This window comes from Photorhabdus akhurstii, assembly GCF_019090985.1.
Lineage (GTDB): Bacteria > Pseudomonadota > Gammaproteobacteria > Enterobacterales > Enterobacteriaceae > Photorhabdus > Photorhabdus akhurstii.
In genome coordinates, this window is the sequence record NZ_CP020335.1 from 3,464,446 (window position 1) to 3,488,263 (window position 23,818).

The window sequence follows — 23,818 nt, forward strand, 5'->3', positions numbered from 1 at the left end:
TTTGCCCTTTTCTAAGCCATTCCGACCAACAGTAAACGCAACAGCGCAAACAACAGTAAGGCCAGTTGCGAAGCTATCATCATCAAATAGATACTGCGCGGGATATCCATCAGCGAGATTTCACGGCGTTCATCACCCATCCAGGGTTTATCTACTCGTTCACCAAAATAACAATTCGGACCACCAAGGCGGATACCCAATGCTCCCGCAACCGTCGCTTCCGGCCAGCCACAGTTAGGGCTGGCATGCTGATAACGATCACGCCAGCCAATACGCAGTGCCTGGCGAAAATCAAGCCGGATGAACCAGGCTGCCGCACTCAATAACAGCCAACTCAACCGCGCTGGTAACCAATTCGCCAGATCATCCATACGCGCAGAAACATACCCAATGGCGCGGTATTCCTGGGTTTTGTACCCCACCATTGAATCAAGGGTGTTAACCGCTTTATAAGCCATTGCCAACGGCGCACCACCAATCATCAAAAAAAACAGCGGAGCAATAACCCCATCAACGCTGTTTTCCGCCACTGTTTCCACCACTGCGCGTGTGATTTGCGGTGCATCCAGTTGAGAAGTATCTCGCCCGACAATCCATGACAATTGCTGGCGACTCTCATCCAAAGAGCCATGCCTCAATACGCTATGCACCTCTAGCGCGGTGTCACTCAGACAACGGCCAGCCAACAGGGTATAAATCATCCACACTTCGACCAGCCAGCCAATCCAAGGATGAATGGAGTACATCAGCCATAGGCATCCCCAACTTATCAGCCAGGTCAGCCCAACAACCACTATCCATAGCCCTGCTCCACCAACCTTCAATGCACGTTCACTGTGACAACAGCGCCGAACCGCCCGTTGTACCAGAGAGATAAGCTTACCAATCCAACGCACCGGATGAGGCCAATGTGGCGGATCACCTAACCAGCTATCGAGCAAGAAAGCAGCAAACCAGGCGGCAAGTGTCACAATAGCCTCCTTGCAGATCTCAACCAGCGATCAAGCAGGCTAGGACGCTGAGCAAAATGGATATGAAGATAACTGGCCAGTGTTTGTTGTACCTGATAGCCTCCGGCCCATTGCTGTATTGCCATCCCGTCACGCCATTTAGTACAGTCAAAGACAGAAGGTACTGAGCTAATAAAATCAGAATAATGAAACTCGTGGCCCCGTAAAATCTCACCTTTCGCGGCCAGTAAAGTGTCAAAACGGGCCTGCGCCTGACAGTAACCAAAGCGCATCAGCCGCGTACCCATATGGCTTTCCCCCGGCAGAATACCGGCCATCTGGTGGCTCGCCCCCTCACCGTCGGTCAACGATTTGCCAAGGTACATCAGGCCGCCGCATTCAGCATAAATGGGAACTTGACGATAATGAGCATCCTGTAAAGCTTCCCGCATGGCACTATTGGCAGCCAACTTAGCGGCATAGATTTCAGGATAACCACCACCGAGATAAATCATCTGACAATTGGGTAAACTGCGATCATGCAGTGGACTAAAACGGTGAATACGTACTCCCACCCGTTCCAACATCTCCAGATTATCTGGGTAATAAAAATTAAAGGCTTCATCATCTGCCAACGCTAACGTCAAGCCATCAGCCAATGCCGGATTAGGCAATAATGGCGCCTCGCCTTCTGGTAAAGCAGGACAGTCACAAAGCGCCAACAGACGATCAAGATTGATATACATCTCCACCTGTTGAGCCAACCGCTGCCAGCGAGCATCATTGTCAATCTGCTCTTGGACAGGAATCAGGCCAAGATGACGAGACGGTAATGACACATCCTTCATCACGGGTAAACGCCCTAACACCGGAACACCGCAATAATGTTCAATCGCGTGACGAATAAGTTCGAAATGATTTTCAGAATTGACGCGGTTAACAATGACGCCCGCAATCGTTAGAGAGGGATCAAAACGACAAAAACCCAGAACAGTCGCGGCAACAGAAGTAGATACAGCCTTACCGTCCACCAACAAAATCACCGGACATCCCAACTGTTTAGCCATTGCAGCGCTACTGCAATAGTTTGGGTTAGTACCATAACCATCATACAACCCCATCACACCTTCAATGACTGCCACATCAGCATGACGCATATGCTCATTATAAAGACCATTAAGGGTCGCGGGCGACAGCATAAATGCATCAAGATTACGAGATGCTACGCCACACACAGAGCTGTGCCAGCCGCTGTCCAGATAATCCGGCCCCACTTTAAACGGCTGGACAGCCAACCCTCTCAACATCAATGCCCGCAAAATGCCAAGGGTAACCGTAGTCTTACCACAGCCACTACCGGTACCGGCGATAACAAATGCCTTCCTGCCTGACCATTGCATAGAAAATTCCCGATATATCGATCGGAGAATGAGCGCCAATAAGACGTGCCAATACTGCGCACACCACTCGGATGACAACCCGCTTCCCACCGAAGGAGTTAATGTCTCATGCCTGTCAGGTCGGTCTTCTGGCTTAGCGTCACCCTTCCCCGCAACCTTCCCAGTCTTTCCGACCAGTGGCATCAGCGGAGTTGTCAGCATCACAGCAGCGGGGGCTGCGGAGGATTTCCACCTCCTTCCCAACCACACCATTAAGGTGTGGTATTAACCCAACGGCGGTCTATTTATTTTTAACGTGGTCTACTTTTCAAGTTATTAAATCATTAGATAACTAATGATATATATTCACTTTTACCATAATAACCTTATTAAATTCGTTGAATTAAAATGTAGATTAAATATATTTTTCCACACCAATAAAGCGGATAATTTTATTATTTTCGGCGATAAACTTATACGCTTTATAATAAAAATCACCGTTAATCTGGTGATAATGATGGTAACAACACCGCAATAGATTAATCATTGATCATAATCAACTATCTATTCATATCACATAAGCTTATGATGTTTCTTATCGTAAAATCACTGCTTACATCATCTATATAACCACAAATCACAATGAGAACTACCTATGTTATTAGATACCTCCATACCTCGTATTCTCGGCGCCTGTTTTTATTACTCACCGAAATCAGAACAAGTGCGCCCGCTAATTCCATTACTTGCCGATATTAATAAATTATTTCCTTGGCCAAATAACTGTAAAATAGAGAACCTGACAAAACAGATCGCCACCTTCTCAGCCGAATCTCTACAATATGACTACTCTATCCTGTTCGAAGGACAAGGTGTTATGCCAGCCCCACCTTGGGGATCGGTTTATCTGGACAGAGAAAACGCGTTATCAGGTGAAAGCACGCTAGCTTACCGGGAATTTCTGGCAAAACAGAATATCATCCTGTCCAGTGAACAACGGGAACCCGAAGATCAATTCGGTCTGATGCTGCTGGCCTTAGTTTATATCTTAGAACAAGGACATAAACCTGCCGCACGCACACTACTGGAACAACATTTACTGCCGTGGGCCTACCGTTATCTGGAATTAGTTCAGACAACTAAACTGGAAAATGATTTTTATTCCATCTTAGCAACTATTACTATTGACTATTTAAAAACATTGCAAACTGAATTGAAACTTATTCCAGCAAGACCAAAATTATTTTTCTAACACTTTTATTATTCCACAACAAACGCTCCGGGTGATAAATTTAGTAACAACGAATAAATAGAAATTATCCCGGAGTTTAACTCTCATTGAATCAATTCATCCTTTATAACAACGAATTTATACCAGAAAAATCTTTATCATCAGTTCTCGTTCCATTGAACGTTATAGCTCTATCGCAGTATATAAAACTATTTGGCTGATTTTTATGTTATTTATTATTGGCTATGGATAACTGGCATCCAATAGAATGATTTTATGCGCTAAAAAAACTGTCTATTAATTCATAAATTAATAAACATTAAATACTCATATAGAAGATTTATTAAAGTTCTAAAAACACTTAGCGATAATTCTTTCTTCATTGAATGTCTGTTTCCATTACATGGAAAGATTAAAAATGTAAACAACATGAGGTAAAAACATGAGAAAAACCTTTTTAGCTACACTTATTACAGGGATTATGTCAACAAGCTGTTACGTACAAGCACTTCCCGAAAATAACAGCGAGAATATTGCTAATCTACAAGACAATACCCGCAATGAAGCTCCATTATTAAAATCTACCGATCCGGGCGCTGAGAGATTTAAGCATGTGGGAAAACTGAGCGGTCGTGGACTGTGTACCGCGACGCTTATTGCCGGTTCAGAAACCCCTGATGCCAATCAACAAGCCCTTATTCTCTCCGCAGGCCATTGTTTTGACTCTTCATTAGATACCAATGAAGTAATAATTGATCAACCTGTAGGCCCTGGTTGGACATACACACCAAATTACTTTATTGACTTAATCAATAAACACCAACCTGTTAGTGTTGACAGAGTTTTATACGCAACAATGAAAGGCGGCGACCTTGCAGTTTTCAGACTTAAAGCAACTTATGGTGAGTTAGCAAATCGCGGAATACTGCCGGTGACTTTACAAAAAGATTATGAACCATCGGTAAATCAGCCGATTGAACTTGCCCACATTCCAGCCAATGGCATAGCGGGTGATAAACGCTATCTACGCTATTCGGCTTGCTCCATTACTGGAAAAACCCCTCTTGTGTATGAAGGTATATGGGCTTGGTCTCCGGCCGTTTCTGTTGATTGCGCCGGTGTTTCGGGAGGAACTTCTGGTTCACCGGTTATATTGAAAGATAAACCCCAGATAATTGGTGTATTAAATACCACCGTCGATCAAAATTACACGGGTTGCGGTGTTAATCGGCCTTGTGAGTTGGTTAAGGATAAAGGTTTTTCACGTGAAGGTGACAGTTATTACATTCCTGTTGATAAAATTGCACGTGCATTTACCCCTGATGGAAAACTGGATTTAAGTAAATTTGATGATGGAAAAGGGATCACTATTAACGCTGGCGGCCCACTAATTACCAAGAGCACAGTTAACAACAAACCTGCCACCTGGAATTTACATCTTGAGGAGCAGGGTTTTAATAATATTCGCTATAAAGGAGGACTTGCGAGTAATACTGATTGTTCAGATCCTAAAGGATACAGCAAACCTATTCCAGTCACGACACAACCGCTGGATAAACTTACCGTTCCTTCCAAAGAAGGAGTTTACGTAATGTGTGTCATTGGACAACATTCTGCAAATAAAAACTGGCAGAGTACGTCTAACGCATCAATAAAATTACGTGAAATTGATAACACGCCTCCGGCAATAAAACCAACAACAAGATTAGTTTTTGAAACAGAGGATAGTTGGATTGTTGATCCTATTTTCAACCCCTATGAAATTGTTGACTTACGTGTAAAATCAGGTCCATTAAAATCCACAAAATGCGACGATGACACAGGTTACTCTATTTATAGAAGAATCCCGATTTCTCTTAAAAAGAAAGATTCCCCAGTACGCTTTTGTGTATATGGCTTAGATCAAGCGGGTAACAGAAGCCCAATATTTTTTAATGATTTCAAAGTTAAAAAATAAATCTTTAACATTGGCCAGCATTTGCTGGCCTTTTTTATTCTCACTTATAAATATAAAATCAATTAAAACTTCTCGATTTCTCTCAAGTCCAATGTGATAAACATCACCTCTAATCATATTAAAACAACAAACATATAGGTGATACTTTTTTTATAATTGATGAAATTATTTTAAAGTTAGATAAAACCTATTTGTTATTATTTACATAATAAACCACATTCGTAAAAGATATATTCGCAAATATTTCATTAGGTTATATCCTTATATACATCAGGATTTTAATTTAAAAAAAACAATTCAATATATAAAAATATGAATTATACTTATAATTATCGTTACGATATCAATAACGTTCAACAACACTTGCTTAAATGCAAATAAAATGACTTTAATGTGATGGAATGTTGAATAATTTCATCATAAGGAGTTTATTAATATGATCACTTTGAAAACTTTAATTGGTACAGCTATTGTGATTCTAACTTCGTCAACACAATTAGCTTTAGCTACTGAGACAAAAGAAAACATTACCGATCAGGAGGCAACATTAGAAATTTCAGAAGGTAAAATTTCCAATCTATCAGCTACATATGCACTACAAATTAAAAACTCATCCGCGACAAAGAGTATTACCCTTGTTACGCAATCATCTAATTGCATGTACGATAGTGGAGACAAAAAAATACGTTTAGAGGCAGGCCAAACCTATCTGGGAAATCTAAAGGATAACAATAACTGGGTAGATGGATGTACAAATGAAACTAAAACTGTAGATTGGAGTGTCAGTTATATTAATGTTGCCAATACAGACACAGAAAATTGTACACTAACATTTCGGCATGGTCGTGGTCATGCAAATTCAGATGGATCTGGCCCAGAATGGTATACATTGATTAAAGGGTGTCCTGATATAGTTGAAAATGCCATCTGCGGAGGACAGATTTGTTATAATAGTCAAGCTTTTTGGGTAAGAAACCGAAGTGTGAATATAGAGTTCTCCGTTAAATAAATTTGGATGTGTTAGTTGAAATTTAATCTAAAAATTGAGAGTTGCCTGTTTTGATGTAGTTACCAAATCCTATACAAAATTTCAGATAACTCTCCAATTCATTTAGCTATAACAAATCTCCAGAATTAGAATATGCAAAGCAGCAAAAGACGGTGACTGATACAGTTCATAATTAATCCGTTTCCATCATGATTGGGGAGATGCGTGTTTTGCCAACATGTGTGATCTATTTCGACCATTTTTAGTACATTTTATGCACAAAAATTGATTGCAATTAAACCAATCACAGTGCCGTTCCCCATAATCGTCATTCTGGTCATTTATTAATACATGGATATAGCCAGTTTTTACCCTTTCTATCCCCATTTAATGCCCTAGCATACTGCTTCGACACGATTTGTTGTTAATTTATGAATTCTATAAAACCTTGGTTTAGTGGAAACGGTGGAATTGGCGAAAAGTGCCGTGCCTAGCAGCCGGAAAGTGAACGGTAAACCGTTGACCGAGGATGTCAGTTTGAATGCCGGAGATGTGGGGGCTTATTCAAAATCTGAGTCTGATAATAAATTTGCGCGGGGTAGTGTTGACACTGTTGAGACGACTGGTACTTATCCACGTATCTATTTTAAACCACCCGCCGATAAGAAAAATAGAGGACATTTTGGTATTGAAGCTAGTCTTAATTACGATGATTATCAATCTATTTATTTGTATAAGCGAAAAGCCTCTGGTGAAAATATTTTTGTTACTAATTTTCCCCAAAAATATGGCACATTAGCCACTATTGATGACATTAACGCAGCAAATAATATCCCAGTTGGTTCACCCATCCCGTGGCCGCAACCCAATCCTCCATCAGGTTACCTGACGTGCAACGGCCAAGCATTTAATAAATCCCTATATCCACAATTGGCAGTAGCTTACCCATCAGGCAAATTACCTGATTTGAGAGGCGAGTTTATCCGTGGTTGGGATGATGGGCGCGGTGTAGATCGTGGTCGTGGAATTTTGTCGTGGCAACCACAACAAGTTCAGTGGCACCAACACGTTAGTGGTTATGGCGGCTGGGGTGGAGAGTTCGGTGCGACTACTGGCGGGCGCAATAAACCTGGGTCTTATCATGGAGATGGGAAACAATTTCTACCATTCACAAATAACGGAGCGGATTTTGAAAATTTCTCAAACAGTGGCTTGGTTGGCAACGAAACCCGCCCCCGCAATATTGCATTTAACTACATAGTGAGAGCAGCATAATGACTGAACAAAAATATTCTTTAGAACTGGAAACGGCAACCTTAGGTAAAGATGGATTGGCAGAAAAAGCGGGCTGGTTAACAATCTACCATGCAGCACTTCATTCAAGGGAATTTATCGGCGCGACACCAGAATATCTGATGAAAGGAGTTGGCATACCGGCAAGTTCCTATACAGATGCTCCGATACTTCCCGAATCCGATTCTACGGCTGTTAGGCGTACAGCAGACGGAAATCACTGGGAAATTGTACCCGATTACCGTGGAAAAACAGCTTACAACACACAAACTCGCTCGCCGCAAGAAATTACTGAACTGGGTGAATTACCCGAAATCCTGACATTCAAACAACCTATTACTCATTTTGATCGATGGGATGGCTCAAAGTGGGTGTCTGACAAAGCAGCAATAAAGGATAGTGAGATTGAGCAGGCAGAGCAACTACGCGACACACTGTGCACACAAACTAATGAAACTATTAAGTTGCTCCAATATGCTGTTGATACTGAATTGGCTTCGGAAGAAGAACAGACTCTGTTACTTGAATGGAAAAAATATCTGGTATTGCTGAACCGTGTTGACACTTCATTGGTCCCTGATATTAAATGGCCTGAGATGCCAGAATGACAACAATAAGGGCTGCCCATGCAGCCCAATGACAATTGTAAAGCATTCTATTTAGTCTATCTTCGAAATATTATGCTATTATTTTGCAATCTACCGGGATAGATCTTTTTAATTTTACAGACTCAATATTCTGCCAATGGGTTGTAGGTTACACCATCTGAGTTTGTATTCTCTGGATGGACAGCCGAAGGAATATCTGGCATTTTCATATTGAGAATAAGCTCTTTCTATATTGCTCCAAATTAGTAAAGAGCCAATAGAATGCTTTTGCAATTCATCTGAAGTATCCATTCCTGCCTGGATAAACTCAAAGATAGTGTGTTCAAAAGTACATGTCTTTGTAATAAAATGAAATGCGCATGCCTCATCTTTGTAAAATAATATATTTCCCCATATAAGAGGTTGAATTAGTTCAAATAATTCTTGAGTTAGCGCCTCATCAACACAACAAGAACCCCATCTTTTCTCGGTAAGAGAGAAATAAATATTTGCTATTTCTCTTGGGTTGAAAGATTCACAATCTACGACTTTTCCTCCAATCTTTAGAAAGCGCTTCAATCGGTCTTTATATTTTTTCTGGGATTTTGTCGATATTCCACCGTTACCTAATTCTTTAGCAATGCACACTCTTCTATTGGCATTAAATATATATGTTGAATTAATCACATTTTTCCTATTTAAAGGAGAAATAAATTTTGATTTAATAGGCAATACAAATTTAGCTTCCGGAGAAGCGGGTATGATTAATTCGTCATTAGGAATAGCTATACGGATATATTTCGATAATGGAGTACAAGGATCGTTTGCAAGAAATCGCTCTCCCCATATGCATATGGCAGCAGTCAATAGCCCATTAGAATCTTTCTGTACATAGTACTTTTCATCACATTTAAAATGTTTATGAATGAAATCTAAAACAACGGGGTGTGTTGCTAATCCCCCACCGTACATACTGTAGCATTGACGATAATCATCAATGCTAGCTTCTTTCCACCCAAACAGAGATAATAATGTTTTCATCTAAAAAATTTATCCATTAAATAGTTCATAATAACAGCGCTCACGTATTTATAAATCAAGTCCGACACATATCCTATCTATATTTTTCATAATATGAAATTCATTCGGGAATTTTATCTTCCGGTAATGAACTATATTTCATGAACTTATTACTAAAGTTCAGAACATCATCTTGATTTTCACATATTTCATTAGACAACATTTTACAATTATCAGATATTGTTGACTCTTTAATACCTGTCCAATCTGAAAATAGTGTTAAGAAGTTCATTGAATTGCGTTGAACGTTAATAATATTACGTGACGTATCATCGTAAGAGGTAATAAACATAGGAACCTGATAATCTTGCTTATATTTATCATTATGAGCAAGCCTCATTTTCTTAGTATCTTTCTCAAAGAAAGAACCCCCGTGATCAGCAAAATACATCAAAGACCAGCTCTTCTCATTTTTCTGTGCTTCATCAGTAATTATTGATAACAAATCATCAGTGTTTTCAATACCCTGTATATAGCAAGAGATCTGTTCTGACTTAAAGAATACTTTGTATTCATAATTTGTTCTGATACAAGCGGGGGAATGAGATCCCATTAAGTGAATAACAATTAGTTTATTTTCTCTCTTATCCTCTAAGGCTTTTTTCACAATTGGTATTATATTTGTGTCAGGCATATTTCTGTTAAGACCAGAACTGGATTCACCTTTTTTAATAAATAATGGAGAGTCAGCCCTCGCTCCCATACTGGCAACCGGAGTATCAAATATCCCCATAGAACCTTGATTTGATATCCAGTAGGTATAAAAACCAGCTTTTTTTGCTAATGTAACAATATTATTGCTTAAAATATTTTTACCATCTTTGACCATCGCTAGTGAGTTTGCCAATGATATCTGGGTCGATGGACCTGCTGAGATATAATTTGTAAAAAGCGTCCCATTGGCAGCGCTCATAAAAGGAGTATTGTGTATCGGGAATCCATATGCATTCATAAAATCTCTACGTACACTTTCTCCAATCACAACAATGTAGGTGCTATATTTGGGCTTTGCCGATACCGTTCCCCATGTATCCTTTTCACTTAATATTTCCTGCATTCTTTTATATTCAATTTTTACCCTTATAAAGTTGATAGTGACATCTTTGATGGCTCTAATTTCAGGAAGCCCAGAGTCAAGAATATTGAATTCCTTACCCTGTATAAATGCTTTTAAAGGGTGATGTATTATCGTTATTAACGCAAAAGAGAATAGAAGAACGTTAATATTTCTATGCAAATTAATGTTTACTTTCAAAGATAACAAGCAAAAGATCAGGATAAACGTACTAAAAAGATAGTACTCAATTGGAATAGAAGAGATAAATTCACTAGCTTCTTGTTCATTTGTATAGAATAACGAAAGAATTGAGTTGAAGTTTGGTGATCCATATGTAAGCCCGATAGGAGCATAAACGAGAGTTGCTATACCAAGAACGATAAGCAGGGGCCTATAAACCACAGTGACCTTGTTTAGCAATAGAAAAATGAAGAACATAGCGAATACATACGCTATTTTTAAGCGATAACCTAGAGCCATATGAGCTAAAAGGCAAAAGATGAAGAGTGCAACAACTGGTAGCAGCTTGATTAGGTGGTTTTTTGTAAGTTTCATATTTATCTATCAATAGGGCATCGTGTAATAGTAAAACGGAGATTCAATTTCTTCATCCAGCCGAATTTTCTATTAATACTATACTATGGATTTTTTATTATGTGAATAAGATAAATCTTATTTACTTTTCAAAACAGAATCCTTTATTTTCAATATAAAAAAACCATATAACGCAGAAGTATCACCATAACCTCCAGTGTAGAAAAGTACACACAACATGCCACGCACTAATAGATCATAGTAACATGATAAAGTAAACAAAACAGTTATTAAATATATGTGTAGCTAATTTCTAGCGTATTTATTCCTATTGAATATTTTGAAAAACTGGCTTGCCAAGGTTTGCCATAACTCATTAATTTACCGTAACTCTTATCAACTCAGATTTTTAAAGTGTCAAACGGATCTAAATATGGTAAAGATCGCGTATATTCACGTATCAATAAATAACCAAAATGGCAAATTAAAGAGAAAGATATTAACCGCGAAGAAATTACGAACACATTTTGAATGATAAATCAGCAAAAAATTAGCACCATCTTGTCTTGTAAGTTTAGAAACTTCATCACGGTGTATCCCAAGCAATACGTTTTCCTCTGAAGATTTTGACTCCTTGAATTTTAGGTGTGACCTGTTGCAATGCAATATTTTTCAACTATCACGCATTAGCAAACCCTCTTAGCCATTTTTTTGACATCGTTTGCCTGAGATAAATAAATTTACTTTGTGTGTATGTGTGTGTAACCTGATGTCAGGTTAGGAGGATACATGAAATCAACTGACCTGATAAAAGAGCTGACTGCTGTTGGGTGTGAACTTAGAAGGCATAATGGAGGTAGTCACCAAATTTGGTGGTCACCTATAACTGGAAAGACGTTCCTGGTCCCGCATCCCAAAAAAGATCTGCCTATCGGCACAGTCAAATCTATAAAGAAAATGGCGGGGATTTAATCCCCGCCGACTTTGGAGGTTATCATGTTTTTTTCAGTAGGTGTTGAGTTGCCGAAAGATGAAAACACAGCGTATGGATTGGTTATTCCTGCGTTGTGTACCAAAGATTATGGTTGTTTCTCTGCTGCTGATAGTAAAGAAGACATTGCGATAATGGCACGTGAAGCTATCTTGTTAACTGTTGAAGATATGGTTGCAAACAGTAAAGCCATTGAACAAATCAAGGACCCTGGCTATCTGGTTTATGCAAAAAACACAGAATATCAATACATTGATAGTTGGTTTGTTATTGATGTTGATTTATCTGAATTTTCCGGAAAGCAACAGCGAATTAATATCTCATTACCCGATACGCTTATTCAGCGTATTGATAATCGCGTCAAAGAAAGTCCAACACAATATCGAGATAGAAGTCACTTTTTAGCTGAAGCAGCAAGACATGAACTTAGGTAGCACTATGGTGCATGGATGCACCATAGTTTAAAAAATTTCAATTGATACTATATTTGTGAGTCTCCGATGTTGTTGAATGTAAGGTCCGGATAGTTCTTGCACTTTCTCCATTAGGATCAGCAAATAACCAAAATACCGATGTCAGAAAGAAATACATTCATCTTGAAAAAACCATGAACAAGCTTTAGATAATAAATTAGCGAGTCTACATAGTTTTCTTTAATTTGCACTATATAATGCACTACTCTTTTAGAGTTATCTATCATAATCGTGCAACCAAGGAAGCCGATAGTTTACTGAAATTTACAAAATAAAATGGGAGTGTTAGAAATTCTGTGTCATTCCAGTAATATATCTCAAAAAGGAATGACAAATGACTCAATCTTTCGATTTCGACAAAGCCCTGAAAGCACTTCAGGAGGGTCAGGCACTGACCGGTAAGAATGGCATCCTGACCCCATTGATTAAGCAGCTTACTGAAGCCGCTCTGGCTGCCGAACTTGACTCCTATCTGGCTAATGACCTTGAGGCCAACCGGAAGAATGGTTCTACCAAAAAGACCCTCAAAGCCCCGACCGGCAACTTTGAACTGGCTACACCACGGGATCGTAATGGGACTTTTGAGCCCCAACTGGTTAAGAAGCACCAGACCACGTTATCAGACGAGATAGAGCGGAAGATTATCCGCCTGTTTGCCCTCGGGATGAGCTACACCGATATCAGCCGGGAAATCGAAGACCTATACGCCTTTAGCGTTTCCAGCGCCACCCTCAGCGCCGTCACGGACAAGGTGCTCCCCGAGCTAAAACAGTGGCAGCAGCGCCCGCTGGAAGCCATTTATCCCTTTATCTGGTTGGACGCCATCCACTACAAAATCCGTGAGGAGGGTCGTTACGTCAGCAAGGCTGTCTATACCGTATTGGCGCTCAATCTTGAGGGAAAAAAGGAAATCCTTGGGTTGTATCTGTCTGAAAGCGAAGGCGCAAACTTCTGGCTATCCGTGCTGACAGACCTGCAAAACCGCGGACTGAAAGATATCCTCATTGCCTGTGTTGATGGTCTGACGGGCTTCCCGGAAGCCATCAACAGCATATACCCGCAAACGGAGGTGCAGCTGTGCGTCATTCACCAGATCCGTAACTCCATCAAATACGTGGCTTCAAAGCACCATAAAGCCTTCATGGCTGATCTGAAACCCGTGTATCGTGCGGTCTCAAAAGACGCCGCAGAAAGCGCACTGGACGAACTGGAGGCGAAATGGAGTCAACAGTATCCGGTAGTCATCCAGAGCTGGCGTCGTAAGTGGGGTAACCTGTCGGGTTATTTCCGCTATCCGGCGGGCATCCGCAAGGTGATTTACACAACCAATGCCATCGAGTCAGTCCACCGTCAGTTCAGGAAACTGACAAAAACTAAAGGGGCGTTCCCGAACGAAAACAGTCTGATGAAACTGCTTTATCTGGGGCTTCTCAATGCACAGGAAAAATGGACAATGCCAATACAGAGCTGGAATCTAACGCTGTCGCAACTCTATATTTACTTTGAAGGACGTTTGGATAATGTGATAACGTTATAACCGCTCAATTAACGTGACACAGAATTCTGAACGCCCTCAATAAAATATGACCGACTGGTTAAAAAACCGGAGGAAAACCCGCAAATCTTGCAGGAACCAGATATAAAGCTCTTTAATATTGCATTAAACCCCTGTATAACCATTATAGTTAGACTATTAAATTGTTCATTAATGCTCATGAATCAATTAGATATTAATTAAAATCCTTTAATCAGATACACTAAAATGCATCTTGTAATTACACCAAAAGTAAAATACTTTATTTTCCTTCTATTCTCGCGTTTTCTTTATCTTATCTCTTTATCTGTATTTATATTATAGTCATTCCAACCGATATGCTTAACCGCGCTTTTATCTAAAATGACTGCGTATTTATCTATCTTTGCATACTTCTTTGATAATGTTATTTCTATGTCACATACCAGATTATATGGCTTGAATAATTCATAATCTGACTTTCTTCTAAGCCCGGGATTAAAACTAACCCCCTCCATTTGGGATCATTGATTTTCAGAGTAGACAGGCAAACATCTTCTGGTTCTCTGAAATTACCAAGGTAATGGAATAAATATAGTACCAAGATCTCCTCATACGAATAAGGTAGGATATTCTTGATTATTTGGAATTCTACTTCTTTCTTATTTTCATAAATTTTCTTTTAAAACTAAAACGAACATTACTATCTAACATGAATCTTAATATCGAAAGGTTTTTCACTATCTGATAGATGGAGTCAAAATATTCTTTTGATAATTTATTCTCATATTTATAGATAAGTTCTATAGCATGGCAGGCTGTAAGATTCCTAAAATTTTTACCGAAAGTTTTATCGGTTATTAAGATCACTTCTGCCATTACATTTACCTTTTCTTCATTAATGGAATTAGAAAGACTATTCTCTCTTTTTACATAATTATAGTATTTCATATTAGTATAATAGATACTATTACACTTAATTAAAAAAGAAGGAAATGATAGAGCATCTTCATAACAAGGAACTTCAGGAAAATTACTTCCACAAAATAACTCCTTCCTAAAAAACTTCCCTATTGAATGCGCCTGAAATTTCCTATGAATTAAAAACTCTTTTATTGCCGAATTTTTGTGAAGTTTTATAGGGGGCGATAACCTAGACTTTTCTATTATATCCGTATTTTTTCTTACTTCATTTAACTGACTGATAAATATATCTGGTTTTCTATATTCTAAGAAGTCCAAAATTTCTTTCATAGAAAAATCAGATAAAAAATCATCACCATCAACGAAAGTTATATACTCTCCACTACTTATCTCTACTGAATATTTTTTTACTTTACCTAAATTCTTAAACTCCTTTCTTATATAAACAAATGACTCATTTTCCTCAGAGAACTTTTTTAAGATTGATGGAGTTGAATCAGAAGAACTATCATCTATAAGCAGAACTTCATACTCTTTAGGATCACAGTCAGATAAAGTATGTTTTATAGTGTTGACACATTTGAGAATTAACTCCTCTAGATTATGCGCAGCCACTACAATTGATAACTTCTTTGAAGTACAATCATAAATATCATTAATTTCAGTCATTGAGGAATTCTCCTTTAATTATTTTCGTAGATAATTAAATATCAATCATCATAAAGTAAAGACCATACTATAATTAGAGTTCGACAAACCATACATCAGCCCAATAGAAGCATAAATGTGAGTTGCTTACCATAGCAGTCTTGTTTAACAATAGGAAAACAAAGAGCACAATAACAGGTAATAGTCTGCTTAGTATAGATTTTTATGAGTTTCATATCTCTATATTGATAACATATTAATGTAATGGTAAAAGGTACTCTAACATCCTAAAAAAGGAATTAACATTCAAACTATTCATGAGTACTATACTATATATTTTTCATAATGTGAATCAAAATATTTAGATAATTTCTAAAACCTAACTACTTATTTAAAACAAAAGAGAATTAACATGATATAAAAACATAACTATGATTTTCTAGTATGGGAAATACATATGAATTTATCTAAAACAATGTATTGCTAACTCGTTATTATTGCCAGCTATTTTCGTGAACTACTGTTGTTGTAATAGATAGCGAAGATTTTAAGATGCGTGGAATTCATGTGCTAAGTTGATTGTTATTTGGGTTACTTACAGGGATATAACTCCCTGTAAGTTATGTTATTTTTTTATTATTAATACATATTGTTTTTTCTTAGATATAGGGAGCTTGAAGAGTATTTTTTCTCTCGATGTAACTTGAAGCTCACCTGTATCTCTTAATTTAATGAATCGAGAAAAAATAAATCTATTGAAGATAACTAATTTATCTTTGCGAGAGTGAGAAGGACACCAAGAACCATTAAACAAGTGAATTGAAAAGTTCTCTAACTCATGTTCTGGAGTACAAAAGTAATATGATGGATAAATAATGGCTCTGTCATTTAGCTGGGTTGTGATAGAGCCATCATAAGGTGCTTGAAGCCCGAATTTTTCAGAGAAATAACGGCTAATGCGAACTGTATTTGTCTCTAAATTAAGACCACTTGGGATTTCAAATTCAGCATTCTCATAATAACTTAATAAATCAGCAATGATGGTATTTCCTGTTTGAGCACCCATAACAGCAGTAATTGGGTGACAATGCCCCTCATAATTTTCATAACCACTAAAAAAATCTAAATGAAGAAATTGATCTATGTTATTAGTGATTTCAACATCAGAATCCAAATAGACTCCGCCCTCATGATAAAGAGCATAAAGCCTGATATAGTCAGAAACAAAAGCCCATTTTTTGTTCTGATAAGCTTGCTCTGAATATTTATTTTTTATTCTTTCAAATTTCTCGTTATCCCATTCGATTATCTCATAATCAGGAAGGTGTTTCTTCCAGCTTTCAATACATTTGAGTATCAGCTCGGATTTTGGTTGATTACCAACCCATACATAATGAATTTTCTTAGGTATCATTTTCTACCTCAAAAATTAAACAAGTTTTATTTACAAGTAGTATATCGGATTCTGTTTGTTAGATCACCCTGCTATCAATACCTAAAAAAGCCCAATTAGGGTAATTAATCCCCCACCTCATAGCCTCTCTTCCCACAACTCCATAATCTTCTTCTATCTTAGAGCTGATCTTCATTTCTCATGAGAACCCTAGATGTTTGCCGGATATTCCTTATGGTATCGATGATAAATGTGGTGGAAAGAGTAGGTAGTTGATAAAACTTCATTATTTAAAACTCAACTAATCCCATCGAACCCAATAAAAAGGCAATTACAGGAATTAGAAATACTAACGCTATTAGCGTACATATAATTTTCATTATTGGATTCTTGTACTTATATGCAGCATAGGAAGATATTAGCCCAATGGGGACTGTGAGCCAACCGCATACGAAAAGAGACATAAACACATACCATCCAAAGCCTTCAAAATACATAACATTCCCTCATGGATCTATTATAGATTCTCGGAATATATCAGTAATCCTATCAACTCACCATAGCCCACTTGTAAATGAATTATGGCATATGTTCATGATCTTTTCTCGGTTGCCTGTTCACTGTGCGCTTTTGATGTGACAGTAATAAACTATACCTGTGCTCATTGAAAACCTTGTTAAGTCAGTTTTTCAAAATATTCAATAGGAATAAATACGCTAAAAATTAGCCGCAAATATATTTAATAACTGTTTTGTTTACTTTATCCTGTTACTATGATCTATTAGCGCGTGGCATATTATATGTACTTTCCTATACTGGGGTTATGGTGATACTTCTGCGTTATATGGTTTTTTTATATTGAAAGTAAAGGATTTAGGTTTTAAATACGACTAAGATTTATCTTATTCACATAATAAAAAATCCATAGTATAGTATTAATAGAAAATTCGGCTGGATGAAGAAATTGAATCTCCGTTTTACTATTACACGATGCTCTATTGATAAATAAATATGAAACTTACAAAAAACCACCTAATCAAGCTGCTACCAGTTGTTGCACTCTTCATCTTTTGCCTCTTAGCTCATATGGCTTTAGGCTATCGCTTAAAAATAGCGTATGTATTCGCTATATTCTTTATTTTTCTATTGCTAAACAAGGCCACAGTGGTTTACAGGCCCCTACTTATCGTTCTTGGTGTAGTAACTCTCGTTTATGCCCCTATCGGGCTTACATATGGCTCACCAAACTTCAACTCAATTCTTTCGTTATTCTATACAAACGAACAAGAAGCTAGTGAATTTATCTCTTCTATTCCAGTTGAATATTATCTCTTTAGTACGTTTATTTTGATCTTTTGTTTGTTATCTTTGAAAGTAAACATTAATTTACATAAAAATATTAACGTTTTTCTATTCTCTTTTGCATTAATTACGATAATACACCACCCTTTAAAAGCTTTTATACAAGGTAAGGAATTCAATATTCTTGACTCCGGGCTCCCTGAAATTAGAGCAGTTAAAGATGTCACTACCAACTTTATAAGGGTAAAAAGTGAATATAAAAAAATGCAAAAAATACTAAGTGAGAAAGATACGTGGGAAACGGTATCGACAGAGCCAAAATATAGCACCTACATTGTTGTGATTGGAGAAAGTGTACGTAGAGATTTTATGAATGCATATGGATTCCCGATACACAATACTCCTTTTATGAGCGCTGCCAATGGGACGCTTTTTACAAATTATATCTCAGCAGGTCCATCGACCCAGATATCATTGGCAAACTCACTAGCGATGGTCAAAGATGGTAAAAATATTTTAAGCAATAATATTGTTACATTAGCAAAAAAAGCTGGTTTTTATACCTACTGGATATCAAATCAAGGTTCTATGGGGATATTTGATACTCCGGTTGCCAGTATGGGAGCGAGGGCTGACTCTCCATTATTTATTAAAAAAGGTGAATCCAGTTCTGGTCTTAACAGAAATATGCCTGACACAAATATAATACCAATTGTGAAAAAAGCCTTAGAGGATAAGAGAGAAAATAAACTAATTGTTATTCACTTAATGGGATCTCATTCCCCCGCTTGTATCAGAACAAATTATGAATACAAAGTATTCTTTAAGTCAGAACAGATCTCTTGCTATATACAGGGTATTGAAAACACTGATGATTTGTTATCAATAATTACTGATGAAGCACAGAAAAATGAGAAGAGCTGGTCTTTGATGTATTTTGCTGATCACGGGGGTTCTTTCTTTGAGAAAGATACTAAGAAAATGAGGCTTGCTCATAATGATAAATATAAGCAAGATTATCAGGTTCCTATGTTTATTACCTCTTACGATGATACGTCACGTAATATTATTAACGTTCAACGCAATTCAAGGAATTTCTTAACGCTATTTTCAGAGTGGACAGGTATTAAAGAGTTTACAATACCTGAAAATTGTAAAATGTTGTCTAATGAAATATGTGAAAACCAAGATGATGTCCTGAACTTTAGTAATAAAGTCATGAGATATAGCTCATTAACGGAAGATAAAATTTCTGAGTGAATTTCATACTATTAAAAATACAAACAAGATTTGTGTTGAACCCGATTTTTATATGAGATTGAATAGGTAACGAAGATAAGGTTGGATTAACTTATGGAAGCGAAAAAAATTATTCTTGTAGGCTACGATATGTCAGGCTTTGGAGGAAAGGAAACTGTGTGCAAAAAATTAGTGACCCTATTATCGAAAGATAACACATCATTAGATATCAGCTTCCTCTTTATCAATGATATTCGCCAAGGATGTGTTGAAGTAGATGATGGGTGGTTAAATGGCATGTCATTTCATCGCATACGCTCTGAGATATATAATACAAAGGCTCGCAGAGTACATTTTTCTTTCTTATTCTCTAGATTTATGAAAAGAGAAAAGCCGGATATCATTATTGCTATAGATCCACTAAGTTGCTACATAACAAGTTTGGCAAAAAAATTAATTTTTTCTAAAACTCCTATATTCTCATGGATTCACCTTTCTCTTGATCAATTGTATAAAAGTATTTATGCAACAAAAGCTGATTATCACCTTTCCATTAGTTCAGGGATAACTCAGCAATTTATTGATAGAGGTGTTAATCCAGATAAAATCTTTACTATTTTTAATCCTGTATCTCTGAAAAACGAAACTATCCCTCGACCAAATGGGAATATAACTAAATTTCTATATGTAGGTAGATTGACTGATGATGATAAGAACATTAGTGGCATGTTTAAGGTACTATCGCAAGTCCATGGTAATTGGGAGTTAAATATTGTTGGCAGTGGTTGTGATGAAAAAATATTACGCAGTGTAGCAGATAATCTAAGCATAACTAGCAATATAATATGGCACGGTTGGCATAATGAGCCGTGGCGCTATATTATCAGTGAAATTAAAGAGATTACAGCACTGTTATTAACTTCAAATTTTGAAGGATTCCCTATGGTATTAGGTGAAGCTAATTCCCAAGGTATATATTGTATAAGTTCTAACTGTAAAACTGGCCCCGCTGATATTATAACCAATGAAATGAATGGTGAGCTATATCCTGTTGATAAACCCTCTGAGTTAATAAATAAATTACAGGATATAGTTAACGGGAAGAAACTATCTGACAGCGATGAAATAAAAATGGCGATTTCCAATCTATATGATTCAAACTATTTAAAAAAAGTGAAATCAGCACTTAACATTTAATAGCATCTATTAAATAATACAGAGGTATAATAATGCAAGGTTCACATTTACATCCTGACAAAAAGTTATCAATCATAGTTGCAGCACATAACTTAGAGGATTTAATAGGAAAATGCTTAGAGAGCATAAAAAGATGCCTATATAAAGTCTCTTCTGATGATTATGAGGTTTTACTGATAGATGACAGCTCTTCTGATTCAACTACATCAATCTTAAAAAAATTCTCAGAGGAAAATGAATCTTTTATTTACATAAGAAAAGAGTTTAGAAATGTGGGTAAAGTAAGAAAATATGCAGTAGAAGTAAGTCATGGAGAGTATATAACTTTCGTTGATGGCGATGATTTTTTATCTGATTTCTCCATGAGAGATATTTTAGACTTTTTAGAATATCAAAAACCAGACATATTTATCAGTGAGTTAAATGAGGTAAGAAAAGATTTGGATATAATAGAAAGGTCGATATTAATATCCTCAATAAAACTTCATAGAGATATAGCAATAAAAGAGTTTTTAATCCATAAGAAATTTCAAGCACATTCAATAGGGAAGTTTTTTAGGAAAGAATTATTACACGAAAATAATTTTCCTGACGTCCCTTGTTATGAAGATGCCTTATCATTTCCTTTATTTTTAGCTAGGTGTAATAGTATTTATTATACTAAGATGAAATACTATAACTACGTAAAAAGAGAAGGCAGTTTGTCTAATTCCATTAATGAATATAAAGTAAATATAATGGCAAAGGCTATCTTAGTAACAGATAAAACTTTCGGTAGAAAATTCAGAAACCTTACAGCTTGTCATGCTATAGAGCTTATCTATAAATATGGAGATAAATTGTCAAAAGAATATTCTGATTCTATCTATCAAATAGTAAAAGACCTTTCAATATTGGATTTTATGTTAGATCATAATGTTAGATTTAGTTTTAAAAGGAAGCTTCTGAAAATAAGAAAGAAATAGAATAGTAAAGGATGTAGAAATCCATTCTTTCATTAAGGGATGATTTTGATATTAAACCCATAAATATTATCATTCATAATGTTGGGGGGCATAGCTATAAAATCACTGCTAATGTTGGTGGAAAAATTTTATGGCATATTTGTTCTTGATAAACAGAGTAGCTTATTAGAAATAGTGGAGTTGGTGAAAAATGCTATACCTAATAGTAAGAAAATTTGAGATTGAACAGGCAGAACAGCTACGCGGCACACTGTGCACACAAGCTAATGAAACCATTACGTTGCTCCAATATACCGTTGATACTGAATTGGCTTCGGAAAAAACAGGCACTGTTACTTGAATGGAAAAAGTATCTGGTATTGCTGAACTGTGTGGATACTTCATTGGCCCCTGATATTAAATGGCTTGGGATGCCTGAATGACAACAATAAGGGCTGCTTATACAGCCCGATACAAAAATATATATCAATATGGCTTTTTAGGCCAGTTAATGTCTGGTGCTGATGTAACATCAATACGGCTCAGTGATATTTGGTATTTTTTCCAAGCTACTAACTGTGCTTTTTCCTCATCGTTTGCCATATTTAGATCCATAGCATCTTGTAATGGTGCGATTTGGTTTGTTGCTTCAGCTATTAATTGCTGTTTTTGAAATTTAGCCTGTTGCTGCAATTCTTCTTTTGTGGGGGAAGGGATATCCGCCCATTCCGGTAAACCATTTTTGCCTGCTATACGGTATTTTCCTTCTGGCGCATTATTAGCAGCATATTCCTGATAAATATCATTACTGACTTCTATAACATCATCAGGAAAACTCCCGGCATCAATATAATCTTGCTTAAACTCTGCTGGATAAAAATTATCCCGCTTTGGACTGTAATAATACATATCTTATTTAATCCTTTTTGTAGATTATTCCCCAACAGCAAACCACGTAAAGAACCAGCCAGCTGATTTATACTGTGTTTGGAAGCTATCAGTAAATAGATTGAAAACGGGCCATTGATTATCACCACCCTTAACTGGACGGTCATAATAAATATTCGTCATAACAGAAAAACACTTATTTTTAAATGGAATAGGAAATTTAACTACACCACCCGTTACCGATATTCCCCACTGATAGATTAACCCTGTATTCCCGCATTTCCACCAGCCATTTGCAGATAGATTTGCAGTATTTTTTACACCATATCTGCCGTCTGATTCCCCTTTCGTGTAACTTTCTCCCCTGACTGTATAATTTCCAGCTGGCTGATAGTTTCCGAGGGGTTGGTATCTGCCATCTGATTCTGATTTGGTATAGATTTCCCCATGAACGGCATAATTGCCCACAGGTTGAGCCCCCACATCTCCGGCACTCAAACTGACATCCCCGGCCAACGCCTTGCCGTTAATTTTCCGACTGCTCGGCACGGCACTTTTTGCCAACTCCACCGTTTCCGTCAAACCAAGGTTTTTTATAAACTCACTTTTATTAGGGATATCTGCGCCATTTTGGTTTTTTGCCAATCTGCTGTTGGCATTATCTGTAGCCCTGTTCGCTTCATCATGAGCATTTTTGGCTGCTACATTTGCCGTATTTGCAAAATCGTACACCTCTTTAATTGCCTTTGGCGTCGCAGCTAGGGTTTCGCTTGCGCTATTTGTCGCACTACTTAGCTGTACAATCCCCTTCTGAGTCAATGAGGCATCAGAAACACCACTTAATTTGCTTTCAGCGATTTTTCTAATGTCATGAATAGCCTTTGGAGTCGCCGCTTGATCTTCTCTGTCAGAATTTGTCGCGCTGTTGAGTTGCGATATACCTTTCTGCGTCAGTGAAGCATCAGGAATTTCCGTAGTAATTTTATGTTTTAATGCTAAATCCAATTGCGCTACGAGTTTCTCCAAGTCACCATCATCCATAACGTCTTCACCAGTTTTTTCCGCAATATATTTCCCTATCACCGCGGCAATAACCGAAGATTGGCGCCAAACTTTATTTAATCGCTCACTCCTTGCTATTCCTGATTTAAAACCCTCTTCAATAAAATCTGAGCTTTCATATTCTTCTTGTGACAAAGTATTCGCGTTTTCACCAATGGCAAACGCTTTAAAATCATTTTTAGCCACTT

At 37.2% G+C, this 23,818-nt stretch carries 21 protein-coding genes and 1 riboswitch; of the genes, 13 read left to right on the plus strand and 8 right to left on the minus strand.

Features of this window, described 5'->3' with window-relative positions; genetic code table 11:
• Positions 1-11: 11 nt before the first annotated feature.
• Positions 12-971 carry an adenosylcobinamide-phosphate synthase CbiB gene (gene cbiB / locus B0X70_RS15180; RefSeq protein WP_217469728.1) on the minus strand — a complete coding sequence of 320 codons (960 nt, stop codon included), beginning with the start codon at positions 969-971 and terminating at the stop codon, positions 12-14.
• Positions 968-2,350, minus strand: a complete 1,383-nt coding sequence (locus tag B0X70_RS15185) for a cobyrinic acid a,c-diamide synthase CobB (protein ID WP_217469729.1) — start codon at positions 2,348-2,350, stop codon at positions 968-970. Before B0X70_RS15185 ends, cbiB begins: the two co-directional genes overlap by 4 nt.
• Positions 2,351-2,451: 101 nt before the next feature.
• Positions 2,452-2,638, minus strand: a riboswitch (cobalamin riboswitch).
• Between the two features lie 346 nt (positions 2,639-2,984).
• On the opposite strand from B0X70_RS15185, the gene dmsD reads away from it, so the two are divergent.
• The 5 genes from dmsD to B0X70_RS15210 all read left to right on the plus strand — a co-directional run bounded on the left by dmsD (position 2,985) and on the right by B0X70_RS15210 (position 8,406).
• The gene (gene dmsD, locus B0X70_RS15190; RefSeq protein WP_217469730.1) at positions 2,985-3,581 is read left to right on the plus strand and encodes a Tat proofreading chaperone DmsD; all 597 of its coding nucleotides are present in this window, start codon (positions 2,985-2,987) and stop codon (positions 3,579-3,581) included.
• Positions 3,582-4,002: 421 nt separating this feature from the next.
• On the plus strand, positions 4,003-5,517 hold the full coding sequence (locus B0X70_RS15195) for a trypsin-like serine peptidase (RefSeq protein WP_217469731.1): 1,515 nt from the start codon (positions 4,003-4,005) through the stop codon (positions 5,515-5,517).
• 436 nt (positions 5,518-5,953) lie between these two features.
• A complete protein-coding gene (locus tag B0X70_RS15200) occupies positions 5,954-6,526 on the plus strand; it encodes a hypothetical protein (RefSeq protein ID WP_217469732.1) in 573 nt (190 codons plus the stop codon).
• Between the two features lie 444 nt (positions 6,527-6,970).
• Complete coding sequence (locus B0X70_RS15205; protein WP_246593310.1) at positions 6,971-7,780, plus strand: tail fiber protein; 810 nt, start codon at positions 6,971-6,973, stop codon at positions 7,778-7,780.
• Positions 7,780-8,406 (plus strand): tail fiber assembly protein, encoded by a 627-nt coding sequence (locus B0X70_RS15210; protein ID WP_217469733.1) that lies wholly within the window; start codon positions 7,780-7,782, stop codon positions 8,404-8,406. Before B0X70_RS15205 ends, B0X70_RS15210 begins: the two co-directional genes overlap by 1 nt.
• Before the next feature lie 114 nt (positions 8,407-8,520).
• Here the strand turns inward: B0X70_RS15210 and B0X70_RS15215 are convergent, their stop codons facing one another.
• Together B0X70_RS15215 and B0X70_RS15220 are read right to left on the minus strand one after the other, a co-directional pair.
• On the minus strand, positions 8,521-9,426 hold the full coding sequence (locus B0X70_RS15215) for a GNAT family protein (RefSeq protein WP_214069778.1): 906 nt from the start codon (positions 9,424-9,426) through the stop codon (positions 8,521-8,523).
• Between the two features lie 100 nt (positions 9,427-9,526).
• Positions 9,527-11,077: a phosphoethanolamine transferase gene (locus B0X70_RS15220; RefSeq protein WP_217469734.1), complete on the minus strand. Its 1,551-nt coding sequence runs from the start codon at positions 11,075-11,077 to the stop codon at positions 9,527-9,529.
• A gap of 768 nt (positions 11,078-11,845) precedes the next feature.
• Here B0X70_RS15220 and B0X70_RS15225 point away from each other — a divergent pair.
• The 3 genes from B0X70_RS15225 (at position 11,846) to B0X70_RS15235 (ending at position 14,057) form a co-directional block, all read left to right on the plus strand.
• Positions 11,846-12,028 carry a type II toxin-antitoxin system HicA family toxin gene (locus B0X70_RS15225; protein WP_217469735.1) on the plus strand — a complete coding sequence of 61 codons (183 nt, stop codon included), beginning with the start codon at positions 11,846-11,848 and terminating at the stop codon, positions 12,026-12,028.
• A 24-nt stretch (positions 12,029-12,052) separates the two neighbouring features.
• A complete protein-coding gene (locus tag B0X70_RS15230) occupies positions 12,053-12,481 on the plus strand; it encodes a type II toxin-antitoxin system HicB family antitoxin (RefSeq protein WP_217469736.1) in 429 nt (142 codons plus the stop codon).
• A gap of 373 nt (positions 12,482-12,854) precedes the next feature.
• Entirely contained in the window at positions 12,855-14,057 is a 1,203-nt protein-coding gene (locus B0X70_RS15235; protein ID WP_105395447.1) for an IS256 family transposase, read from the plus strand.
• 627 nt (positions 14,058-14,684) lie between these two features.
• Here B0X70_RS15235 and B0X70_RS15240 read toward each other — a convergent pair.
• Positions 14,685-15,626 (minus strand): glycosyltransferase, encoded by a 942-nt coding sequence (locus B0X70_RS15240; protein ID WP_217469737.1) that lies wholly within the window; start codon positions 15,624-15,626, stop codon positions 14,685-14,687.
• 604 nt (positions 15,627-16,230) lie between these two features.
• Positions 16,231-17,019: a glycosyltransferase family 32 protein gene (locus B0X70_RS15245; RefSeq protein ID WP_217469738.1), complete on the minus strand. Its 789-nt coding sequence runs from the start codon at positions 17,017-17,019 to the stop codon at positions 16,231-16,233.
• 990 nt (positions 17,020-18,009) lie between these two features.
• Between B0X70_RS15245 and B0X70_RS15250 the strand changes: the two genes are divergently transcribed.
• From B0X70_RS15250 to B0X70_RS25800, 5 genes are all read left to right on the plus strand, one after another.
• Positions 18,010-19,560: a phosphoethanolamine transferase gene (locus B0X70_RS15250; RefSeq protein ID WP_217469739.1), complete on the plus strand. Its 1,551-nt coding sequence runs from the start codon at positions 18,010-18,012 to the stop codon at positions 19,558-19,560.
• 93 nt (positions 19,561-19,653) lie between these two features.
• Positions 19,654-20,736, plus strand: coding sequence for a glycosyltransferase (locus B0X70_RS15255; protein WP_040153212.1), 1,083 nt, complete (start codon positions 19,654-19,656; stop codon positions 20,734-20,736).
• 32 nt (positions 20,737-20,768) lie between these two features.
• Positions 20,769-21,701, plus strand: a complete 933-nt coding sequence (locus tag B0X70_RS15260) for a glycosyltransferase family 2 protein (protein ID WP_040153211.1) — start codon at positions 20,769-20,771, stop codon at positions 21,699-21,701.
• 190 nt (positions 21,702-21,891) lie between these two features.
• On the plus strand, positions 21,892-22,041 hold the full coding sequence (locus B0X70_RS25795) for a tail fiber assembly protein (protein WP_336246294.1): 150 nt from the start codon (positions 21,892-21,894) through the stop codon (positions 22,039-22,041).
• 19 nt (positions 22,042-22,060) lie between these two features.
• Positions 22,061-22,123 carry a hypothetical protein gene (locus B0X70_RS25800; RefSeq protein WP_336246323.1) on the plus strand — a complete coding sequence of 21 codons (63 nt, stop codon included), beginning with the start codon at positions 22,061-22,063 and terminating at the stop codon, positions 22,121-22,123.
• A gap of 43 nt (positions 22,124-22,166) precedes the next feature.
• Here the strand turns inward: B0X70_RS25800 and B0X70_RS15270 are convergent, their stop codons facing one another.
• Entirely contained in the window at positions 22,167-22,589 is a 423-nt protein-coding gene (locus B0X70_RS15270; protein WP_040153208.1) for a tail fiber assembly protein, read from the minus strand.
• Between the two features lie 24 nt (positions 22,590-22,613).
• Positions 22,614-23,816 carry a tail fiber protein gene (locus B0X70_RS15275; RefSeq protein WP_246593311.1) on the minus strand — a complete coding sequence of 401 codons (1,203 nt, stop codon included), beginning with the start codon at positions 23,814-23,816 and terminating at the stop codon, positions 22,614-22,616.
• Positions 23,817-23,818 lie beyond the last annotated feature (2 nt).